The sequence below is a fragment of the Marisediminitalea sp. genome (genome assembly GCF_984433645.1).
Map to the genome: position 1 here is coordinate 1 of NZ_CFIDRX010000169.1, position 9,402 is coordinate 9,402.

The 9,402-nt window shown below is 47.8% G+C and carries 11 protein-coding genes; 8 read left to right on the top strand and 3 right to left on the bottom strand.

Going from position 1 to position 9,402, the window contains the following annotated elements:
* From AC4MRN_RS16905 to AC4MRN_RS16920, 4 genes are all read left to right on the top strand, one after another.
* Window positions 1-183: hypothetical protein (locus tag AC4MRN_RS16905; protein WP_491203938.1), on the top strand; the 183-nt coding region annotated here is incomplete at its 5' end.
* Window positions 176-367, top strand: coding sequence for a hypothetical protein (locus AC4MRN_RS16910; protein WP_491203939.1), 192 nt, complete (start codon window positions 176-178; stop codon window positions 365-367). The genes AC4MRN_RS16905 and AC4MRN_RS16910, both read left to right, overlap by 8 nt.
* 88 nt (window positions 368-455) lie before the next feature.
* A complete protein-coding gene (sppA, locus tag AC4MRN_RS16915; protein ID WP_491203940.1) occupies window positions 456-2,330 on the top strand; it encodes a signal peptide peptidase SppA in 1,875 nt (624 codons plus the stop codon).
* Window positions 2,327-2,845, top strand: a complete 519-nt coding sequence (locus tag AC4MRN_RS16920) for a SprT family zinc-dependent metalloprotease (protein ID WP_491203941.1) — start codon at window positions 2,327-2,329, stop codon at window positions 2,843-2,845. The genes sppA and AC4MRN_RS16920 overlap by 4 nt, the downstream gene beginning before the upstream one ends.
* Here the strand turns inward: AC4MRN_RS16920 and yfbV are convergent.
* Entirely contained in the window at window positions 2,826-3,272 is a 447-nt protein-coding gene (gene yfbV, locus AC4MRN_RS16925) for a terminus macrodomain insulation protein YfbV (protein WP_073321623.1), read from the bottom strand. The two genes, AC4MRN_RS16920 and yfbV, sit on opposite strands and share 20 nt — an antisense overlap.
* Window positions 3,273-3,564: 292 nt before the next feature.
* Here yfbV and trxB point away from each other — a divergent pair, with 292 nt between their 5' ends.
* From trxB to infA, 4 genes are all read left to right on the top strand, one after another.
* Window positions 3,565-4,518: a thioredoxin-disulfide reductase gene (gene trxB / locus AC4MRN_RS16930; RefSeq protein ID WP_073321627.1), complete on the top strand. Its 954-nt coding sequence runs from the start codon at window positions 3,565-3,567 to the stop codon at window positions 4,516-4,518.
* Window positions 4,519-4,569: 51 nt separating this feature from the next.
* A complete protein-coding gene (aat, locus tag AC4MRN_RS16935; protein WP_073321630.1) occupies window positions 4,570-5,325 on the top strand; it encodes a leucyl/phenylalanyl-tRNA--protein transferase in 756 nt (251 codons plus the stop codon).
* A complete protein-coding gene (locus AC4MRN_RS16940) occupies window positions 5,325-6,089 on the top strand; it encodes an arginyltransferase (protein WP_073321633.1) in 765 nt (254 codons plus the stop codon). The genes aat and AC4MRN_RS16940 overlap by 1 nt, the downstream gene beginning before the upstream one ends.
* A 128-nt stretch (window positions 6,090-6,217) precedes the next feature.
* On the top strand, window positions 6,218-6,436 hold the full coding sequence (gene infA / locus AC4MRN_RS16945) for a translation initiation factor IF-1 (protein ID WP_070175908.1): 219 nt from the start codon (window positions 6,218-6,220) through the stop codon (window positions 6,434-6,436).
* 107 nt (window positions 6,437-6,543) lie between these two features.
* Here the strand turns inward: infA and clpA are convergent, their stop codons facing one another.
* Window positions 6,544-8,823: an ATP-dependent Clp protease ATP-binding subunit ClpA gene (gene clpA / locus AC4MRN_RS16950; protein WP_073321636.1), complete on the bottom strand. Its 2,280-nt coding sequence runs from the start codon at window positions 8,821-8,823 to the stop codon at window positions 6,544-6,546.
* A gap of 26 nt (window positions 8,824-8,849) precedes the next feature.
* Entirely contained in the window at window positions 8,850-9,170 is a 321-nt protein-coding gene (gene clpS, locus AC4MRN_RS16955; RefSeq protein ID WP_073321639.1) for an ATP-dependent Clp protease adapter ClpS, read from the bottom strand.
* Between the last annotated feature and the right edge of the window lie 232 nt (window positions 9,171-9,402).

Below are 9,402 nucleotides of genomic sequence, written 5' to 3' on the forward strand. Positions count from 1 at the left end.
GCGCGCCATCTGGTTTTTACTGTTCGTAAATTATTCAATCAGCGAACCAGTCTTAAAGTTATCGCGTATATCTTAACGTTGAACGAAATGATAATAGTGTACAATCCAAACACGTGGCACGCTGTCAGCGGTTATGCCTATACAGATCGCCCTTTAACCTTAAAACTTTCAGGCTATGAGTAAATTTTTACGCATCATGCACCGGGGACACAGCAAGGTAGGTTACAGTGAGCGCAAAGGTCGTTTACTGATGATGATGTCTGATGAGCAGCACAAACACATTGCCAGTGTTATTCTGCAATGGCTAAATCAGGACACGAATGGCCCGGCAGAGTCAAGCCGTGGTAATAAACGCCTGAAGAAATGAGTTATTACATTTCATTACAAATTTAATTCGCGAATTATGTGAGTTTCGATAACATAACAATGAATAGCAGCGAAGGTATGTAGTCAATATGGTTCAAAAAAGTACAAGCTGGACAAAAGCCCTCTTTGTAGGCATCTGGACTGCCCTCAACTTTTGTCGAAAGTTATTTTTTAACGTCATTTTTATCGTCATCATCGTCGGCATCTTCATGATTGCCTCGAAGGAAGACCAAACCGTTAAGGTAACGCAAAACAGCGCGTTAGTATTAACGCTTAACGGCTCGTTAGTCATTGAAAAAACAGCTATCGATCCGGCAGAACAATTCTTTCAGCAAGCTCTAAATGAAGAGCCCGAAGATCCGGAAGTACTCATTCGCGATATTATTTCCGTGCTGGATAATGCAAAACAGGATAAGCGTATAACTGCACTGATTCTTGACCTGCAAGGGTTGAGAAGAGCGGGTTTAAACAAGTTGCGTACCGTCGCTGAAGCCATCGACGACTTCAAAACCTCTGGCAAACCGGTTTACGCCATTGCGGATTACTACACGCAAACGCAATATTACCTTGCAGCACATGCAGACCACGTTTACATGAATCCGGTTGGCGCAATTATGCTGGAAGGTTATGCAAACTATCAGATGTATTACAAACGCGCTCTCGAAAAGCTCAAAATTACTACGCATATCTTTCGCGTAGGCACATATAAATCTGCCGTAGAGCCCTACATTCGCGATGACATGTCTCCTGCTGCTAAAGAAAGTAACCAGCGCTGGTTGGATGCTTACTGGGAACAATATAAAGCAGATGTGGCCTTAGCTCGTAACATGCCTTTGTCTAACTTTGACGACTCGCTGGCTCAGCTCAATGAGAAGTTTGAACAAGCAGGCGGCGATATGGCCACTTATGCCCTTCAGAACGGTTGGGTCGATGCACTGAAAACCCGTGAAGAAATCCGTCAGGAAATGGCAGAACTGGTGGGCGAAGCCGACAACAAAGCCGGATTTAAAATTACCTCGTTTCGCAATTACAACAGCGTGATCAACCCATCATTGCCAATGCCGACACCACATGGTGACAAAGTGGGTATTGTTGTTGCCAAAGGCATCATTCTGGATGGCGAACGCAATGCCGGCACCATTGGTGGTAACAGCACTGCAAGGTTGCTTCGCCAGGCGCGGTTAGACAATGACGTTAAAGCGGTTGTATTACAGGTCGATTCTCCTGGGGGCAGTGCTTCAGCTTCTGAAATCATCCGTCAGGAAGTACTGAACCTGAAAGCAGCGGGTAAGCCTGTGGTAGTTTCAATGGACACCTATGCGGCTTCTGGTGGCTACTGGATCTCGACTGATGCCGACAAGATTTTCGCTTCCCCCAGTACCATTACTGGCTCGATTGGCGTATTCGGCATGTTTATGACCTACGAAAACAGTCTGGACTACCTGGGAATCAACACCGATGGTGTTGCTACAACCGACATGGCCGGCTTGTCGACTGCCCGTGGACTGAGCCCACAGTACAGCCAGTTTATACAGCGCAGTGTTGAGAGCAAGTACAGTAAGTTCTTGTCTATCGTGGCGAATTCGCGCGATATGACAGTTGAAGACGTAGATAAGATTGCCCAGGGCCGAGTCTGGATCGGTACTGACGCGCTTGAACATGGTCTGGTAGATGAATTGGGCGATCTGAATGCAGCCATTGACGCAGCCGCAGAGCTTGCCGAATTGGAAAACTTCAAGCCAGTATACGTTCAGCGTAAGTTGTCTCCTAAAGAGCAGTTCTGGAAAGAGTTTTTCGGACAAGCCCTGGTGTATGCAGTTAAATTCCAATTTGGTGATTCGCAATCGCCATTTATGGGTCTGCTGAAAACCGCTCTGAACGACATTGATATCATGGCGAGCCTGAATGACCCGCATGGCATCTATACCTTGTGCATGCCCTGTAATGTGGTCGAGGCACGTTGATAAACGAACTCGATAAGACCGACATCGAACGCCGCCTTAAGGATCTTTACGCCAGGGCGGCGTTGTATTTTAACCGGTCATTCCCCGCTCCCCTCGTGACATACCGCCGCAGTGGCAAGCATGCCGGGACGGCGTTTTTACAACAAAACAGAATTAACCTCCACCCTACTTTGTTTGCCCATAACAAAGAGGCGTACTTCTCTGATGTGATCCCACATGAAGTAAGCCATTTACTGGTGTATCAGATACATGGAAGGGTAAAGCCGCATGGTATTGAGTGGCAGTCGATGATGTCTGACGTTTTTGGCTGCGAGCCGAACACCCGGCACACGTTTGATTTAGGTCCGTTACAACTGAAATCGTTTACCTATGCCTGTGCTTGTGGACCGGTGGAATTAAGTGTACGACGTCACAATGCCGTCATGAGGGGTAAACAACAGTATATGTGCCGACAATGCGGCACGAGATTAACGCGATTGATTGAACAGCCAGAACCTAAAACCAATTGCGCGTAAACGCTTTGTCTAAATCTTCAAATGCGGTTTTTAACAGCCGTGCTAACTCCCGGTACTTGGGTTTTCCCTTGTAGCGCTGGACAGTACAGCCCTGCTCACGCATTTTCGAATGGATCTCCTGATACCAGGATTGAATGGCAGGAGGCAATGTTTGGTTTGAACGATGCCCAAGCCACAGTAACCCTTGCATAGGCATACTCAGGAAAAAAGCACCGATAGCAATGGCCTGAGGAATATGTTCGCTCCCCATTACGTTAATAATTGAAGCGCAGGCTAGCACCGCCAGAGGTGGCATTACCTTTATCGCAAAACGCGTCGCAGCCACTACCCGGCAGTCGGGAAAGAGTGCATACAATTCTTTGCGAAGCGGCCAGGTCTTCATGTATTCCTGCCCGTCTTTCAGCATGGTTGTTACAGACTGCGCCATGGGTAACCTCGTTGGTAAAACGTCATTCAACCCCAAACTTGGATTGCTTTTACAAGCATAATACTAATAATAGACCGGAAACACGAAAAAAGGTCATTTTTTAGGGCAATAAATAATATCATACCGCCACTATTGAAAGTATTCGATTTGACCTCACTATTGGTATTAATTCCCGCTATTCGGTATGCGTTGGCGAAGATGAAAACAATCCTCGACCGACGATGTACCGTATACACCCATTATTAAATGCTCATTTCAGCCAGTAAGAAATGAGTGAACACTGGAGACAAACATGGCAGAAAGCAGACACGTACGTCTACTCATCCTAGGTTCAGGCCCCGCAGGCTACACCGCAGCCGTTTACGCTGCACGTGCAAACCTGCAACCCACACTGATCACCGGTATGCAACAAGGTGGACAGCTGACCACGACGACCGAGGTGGAAAACTGGCCGGGCGATCCTGAAGGCCTGACAGGTCCGGACCTGATGGTACGTATGCAGCAGCATGCCGAGAAGTTTAACACCGAGATTATTTTCGATCACATCAACAAAACTGACCTGACTAAGCGTCCATTCACTCTGTTTGGCGACAGCGGCACGTACACCTGTGATGCGCTAATCATTGCCACCGGTGCGTCAGCTAAGTACCTTGGTTTGCCTTCAGAGCAAGCGTTCATGGGGAAAGGCGTGTCAGCCTGTGCGACCTGTGATGGTTTCTTCTATCGCAACCAGAAAGTGGCCGTTATTGGTGGTGGTAACACTGCCGTTGAAGAAGCGTTGTATCTTTCAAATATCGCGTCTGAAGTTCACGTTATTCACCGTCGTGACAGCTTCCGTAGCGAGAAAATCCTTGCCGACCGTTTGATGGACAAAGCCAAAAACGGCAACGTTGTACTGCACCTTAATCGCACATTAGACGAGGTGTTGGGCGACGACATGGGTGTAACCGGCGTGCGCATTAAAGCGACTGACTCTGATGTGACAGAAGAGCTGGACGTGATGGGCTTATTTGTGGCTATTGGCCACAAACCTAACACCGACATCTTTGAAGGTCAGTTAGAAATGAAAGACGGTTATATCAAGGTTCACAGCGGCACTGAAGGCAACGCGACACAAACCAGCGTTGAAGGCGTTTATGCTGCTGGTGACGTAAGCGATCATATTTACCGTCAGGCTATCACGTCTGCAGGTACCGGCTGTATGGCCGCGCTGGACGCAGAGCGCTTCCTGGACGCGCTGAAGTAATCAGGTAATTCAGGCAGCGGCATCATACGATGCCGCTGTTGTTAACTGTTTATGATCACACTGCCGTATCTTGAACCTGATACCCCCTTCCCTGCTGTACAGCATGCATTAGATGACCCGGACGGCCTGTTGGCCTATGGCGCCGACTTGTCTCCCGGCAGACTACTTTCTGCGTATTCACAAGGCATATTTCCCTGGTTTAGTGAAGGTGAACCCATTTTATGGTGGTCGCCGTCAGTCAGGGCCATTATTCCGATTGACCAATTCAAATGCTCAAAGAGCCTGGGAAAGTTAATTAAGAAGCAGCGTTATACAGTAACGTTAAACAAAGACTTTCGCGCGGTTATTCAGGAGTGTGCATCGATTCCCCGCTTACACCGTGGCAATAACGGTACAACCACCACCTCGACAGCGACCTGGATCACCCAGGACATGATAGAAGCCTATATTCAGCTTCACGAGCTTGGTTTGGCACATTCCGTAGAAGTCTGGGACAATGACCAACTGGTCGGTGGTTTGTACGGCGTAGCCGTTGGTCGTGTATTTTGCGGTGAATCCATGTTTCACCATCAGCCCAATACCTCAAAGCTCGCACTTGCGCATTTGGTTGCGCACATGCAGAAACATCAGTGTAGTTTTATTGATTGTCAGCTCCCCACTGAACACTTAAGCAGCCTGGGCGCCCAATCCATTCCGCGCAGTAGCTTTATTACCGAACTCCGAGCACTGAATCAAACACTTGATTCAGAGGGCTATATCTGTTCAGAATATACTCATCGCTGGCAACCCCAACCAATTACGTTGTAATGAAATTTGGCATAACGCAATCCTTCAGCTGCAGCTACTTACCGGAACGAGACGAGCAATTGCTGGTATTTGTCGGTGACGACGACGCCTGTGCCTTTCATTACCCTCAGCTGATACAAGCAGGATTTCGTCGCAGTGGCAATCAGGTGTATCGCCCTTATTGCCAAGCCTGCTCGGCGTGTCAGTCGTTACGTGTACCGGTTAACGAATTCAAACCGTCACGGAGCCAGCGTCGCATACTGAATAAAAATAAACATCTGCAGGTCCATGTTGCCTACAAGCCGGATGCACGATATTACCCACTCTACGAGCGGTACATCAATGAACGTCATGCCGATGGCAGTATGTACCCACCCAGTCAGTCGCAATTCGACGGCTTCTTAGCATGTGCCTGGTCGCAACCCTTGTTTATTGAAGCGTACGACAACGACAAGCTGATTGGCGTAGCCGTTACCGACGAGGTTGACAGTGTTCTGGGCCATGGCGGCTATTCAGCCATGTACACGTTTTTTGACCCGGATTACGAAAAACAGTCACTGGGCGCCTGGATGATTTTAAGTCAGATAAAGGTGACCGCTCAGCAGGGCAAAACGTATCTTTATTTGGGTTACCAAATTGATGACTGCCGTAAAATGAATTACAAAAACAAATATTTCCCCCACGAACGCTACGCCGACCACCAATGGCACCGAATAAATTGTGCCGACGAGATTGACACATTTCAGCAAACCATTTCACAGTCGAACGACACTTCTGTTCGCTAACAAGTAAAAAGCGCATAGAAGACACGCAAATCGTGTATTTACATCATTAATTACTTTACATAAGGCAGTGAATTGGTTAAGGTCTGCGCGGCGAAAAAATTGACAGTTTATTGAGGTTATTGCTCTAGATGGCGAAAGAAGATTGTATTGAAATGGAAGGTACGGTACTGGATACTCTGCCTAATACCATGTTCCGTGTTGAATTAGAAAATGGTCACGTTGTGACTGCCCATATCTCTGGAAAAATGCGTAAAAACTATATTCGTATTTTGACAGGCGATAAAGTTACGGTTGAAATGACGCCGTACGACCTGTCTAAAGGCCGTATCGTTTACCGCGCGCGCTAATCAATACGCGGACGTTCAGCCCGCATTGCAATTGCCGGTACCGGTAAAACAAAAAAACCCGAACACGATGTTCGGGTTTTTTAGTTTCTGTAGTCACGATGCTATGACTATTCGCTGGATTCTGTTGCCGATGCCACTTTGTCCTGCGAGTTATAGCTGAACGTCAGTTTGTCGTCTTTCAGATCAACAGTAACATCACCGCCACTGCTTAACTTCCCGAACAACAGTTCGTTAGCCAGTTCTTTCTTCAGCGACTCCTGAATCAACCTGGCCATAGGACGCGCTCCCATTGCCTTGTCGTAGCCTTTTTCAGCAAGGAACGCTCTGGCAGCCGGAGACACTTCCAGCGATACGCCTTTGGTATCCAATTGCGCCTGTAACTCGATAATGAACTTATCGACCACTTGCAGGATAACTTCTGAATCCAGGTGATTAAACCAGATGATTGAATCCAGACGGTTGCGGAATTCAGGCGAAAATACCTTATTGATCTCAGACAACGCATCGTGACTGTGATCCTGCTGTTTAAAGCCAATCGACTTACGCACGGTTTCCTGCACACCGGCATTTGTGGTCATCACCAACACAACATTGCGGAAATCGACCTTTCTGCCGTTGTTGTCAGTTAACGTACCGTGGTCCATTACCTGCAACAAAATGTTGTAGATGTCACTGTGCGCTTTTTCGATTTCATCGAGCAATACCACTGAGTACGGGTGTTTAATTACCGCGTCAGTCAATAAACCGCCCTGATCAAATCCAACGTAACCAGGAGGCGCACCAATCAAGCGGCTTACCGCATGGCGCTCCATGTACTCAGACATATCGAAGCGCACTAATTCTACGCCCATGATCTTAGCCAGTTGTTGCGTGACTTCTGTTTTACCCACTCCGGTCGGACCGGCAAACAGGAAATTACCAATAGGCTTTTGTTCATTGCCCAAGCCTGCACGCGACAAGTGAATAGCATCTGCCAGAGACTCGATGGCCTTGTCCTGACCAAACACCACCATTTTCAGGTTGCGAGACAGGTTTTTCAGCACTTCTTTATCAGAAGCTGAAACAGACTTCTCCGGGATACGCGCCATCTTGGCAATAATTTGCTCGATGTCACCCACGTTAATCACTTTCTTACGCTTGGATTGCGGCAGCAAACGCTGGCTCGCGCCGGCTTCATCCATTACGTCAATCGCCTTGTCTGGCAAGTGACGCTCATTAATGTACTTCGCCGACAACTCGGCTGCTGCCTGCAACGCTTTTTGTGTAAAGCGTACGCTGTGATGCTCTTCGTACCGGGATTTCAGGCCCAACAGAATTTTAGTCGTGTCACTCACACTTGGCTCTGCCACGTCCACTTTCTGGAAACGACGCGCAAGTGCGCGGTCTTTCTCAAAAATACCCTGGTATTCCTGATACGTAGTAGAACCAATGCAACGCAGTTCACCCGAGCTCAGCTTCGGCTTCAGTAAGTTTGATGCATCCATTACGCCACCGGACGCCGCACCCGCACCAATAATGGTATGGATTTCATCAATAAACAGAATCGCGTCTTTGTCTTTCGACAATTCTTTGAGAATGCCTTTCAGGCGTTTCTCAAAATCACCGCGGTATTTGGTTCCGGCCAGCAACCCGCCCAGATCCAGTGAGTACACCGTACACTCTGCAATTACCTCGGGGACTTGTTTTTCAACAATGCGGTAAGCCAAACCTTCCGCAATCGCTGTTTTACCTACGCCCGCTTCACCAACCAGCAGTGGATTGTTTTTACGGCGACGACACAGGATTTGAATGGTGCGTTCCAGTTCATCGTCGCGACCAATCAGCGGATCAATCTTACCGTCCTGGGCTTGTCTGTTCAGATTCGTCGCGTATTTGGATAACGCCGAGCCTGACTCTTCACCCTCAGCACTCTCTTCACCGGCTTCGTTGCTCTCCGGCGCATCGTCCTCTGCCTTGCTTACGCCGTGGCTAATAAAGTTCACTACATCAAGACGCGTGACATCGGATTTTTTGAGAATGTAAACGGCCTGACTTTCCTGCTCACTGAAAATCGCAACAAGTACGTTTGCGCCGGTAACTTCTTCTTTACCCGACGACTGAACATGAAATACCGCGCGTTGGAGTACGCGCTGGAATCCCAGTGTCGGCTGTGTTTCGCGATCGGCCGCCTGGTCTTCCAGAATCAATGGTGTGGTGTCTTTGACGAATTCAACTAATTCACCACGAATATTGTCTATATCGGCCCCACAGGCCTTCAGGGCTTCCTGAGCAGCCGGATTATCCAGCAGGGCTAACAGCAAGTGTTCAACCGTCATAAACTCATGACGGTGCTCTCTGGCGAACACAAAAGCCTCGTTTAAGGTCTGCTCTAAATCTTTATTCAGCATATATATTGCCCCTTCTCAAAATTGACTCACGCCTGCTCCATCGTACACATCAAAGGATGTTGATGTTTACGGGCATACTGATTCACCTGCATTACCTTTGTTTCTGCTATCTCAGCAGTAAAAATGCCGCAAACGGCTTTGCCCCGGTAATGAACGGTTAACATCACTTGGTTTGCTTTTTCAGCATCCAACCGGAAGAAACGCATAAGAACTTCAACCACGAAGTCCATGGGCGTGTAGTCATCATTATTCAATAAGACCTTGTACATCGGAGGCGGTTCCGTCTTCTGACGCTCCCGTTCGAGTAGTCGCTCTTTATCGATACTAATGGCGTTACCTTTACTCATAATTTAATCATAGTGCGCTTGCAAGGAATTTCAGATCTTTTTTACCATTATTTTGTCTGGAAAAAAAATAAATTGCACTTGCATAATGCGGTTAAAATATCTACAGTTTTAGTATGTTTTGTGAGTGACGCACAAAGCATGCACTGCCCTGTGTTCAATTGTATTGTGGGGGCAGACTCCCGTGAGTTCAAGGATTAAGAGGAAGTCGAAGTATGGCGGTTGGCAAAGTTAA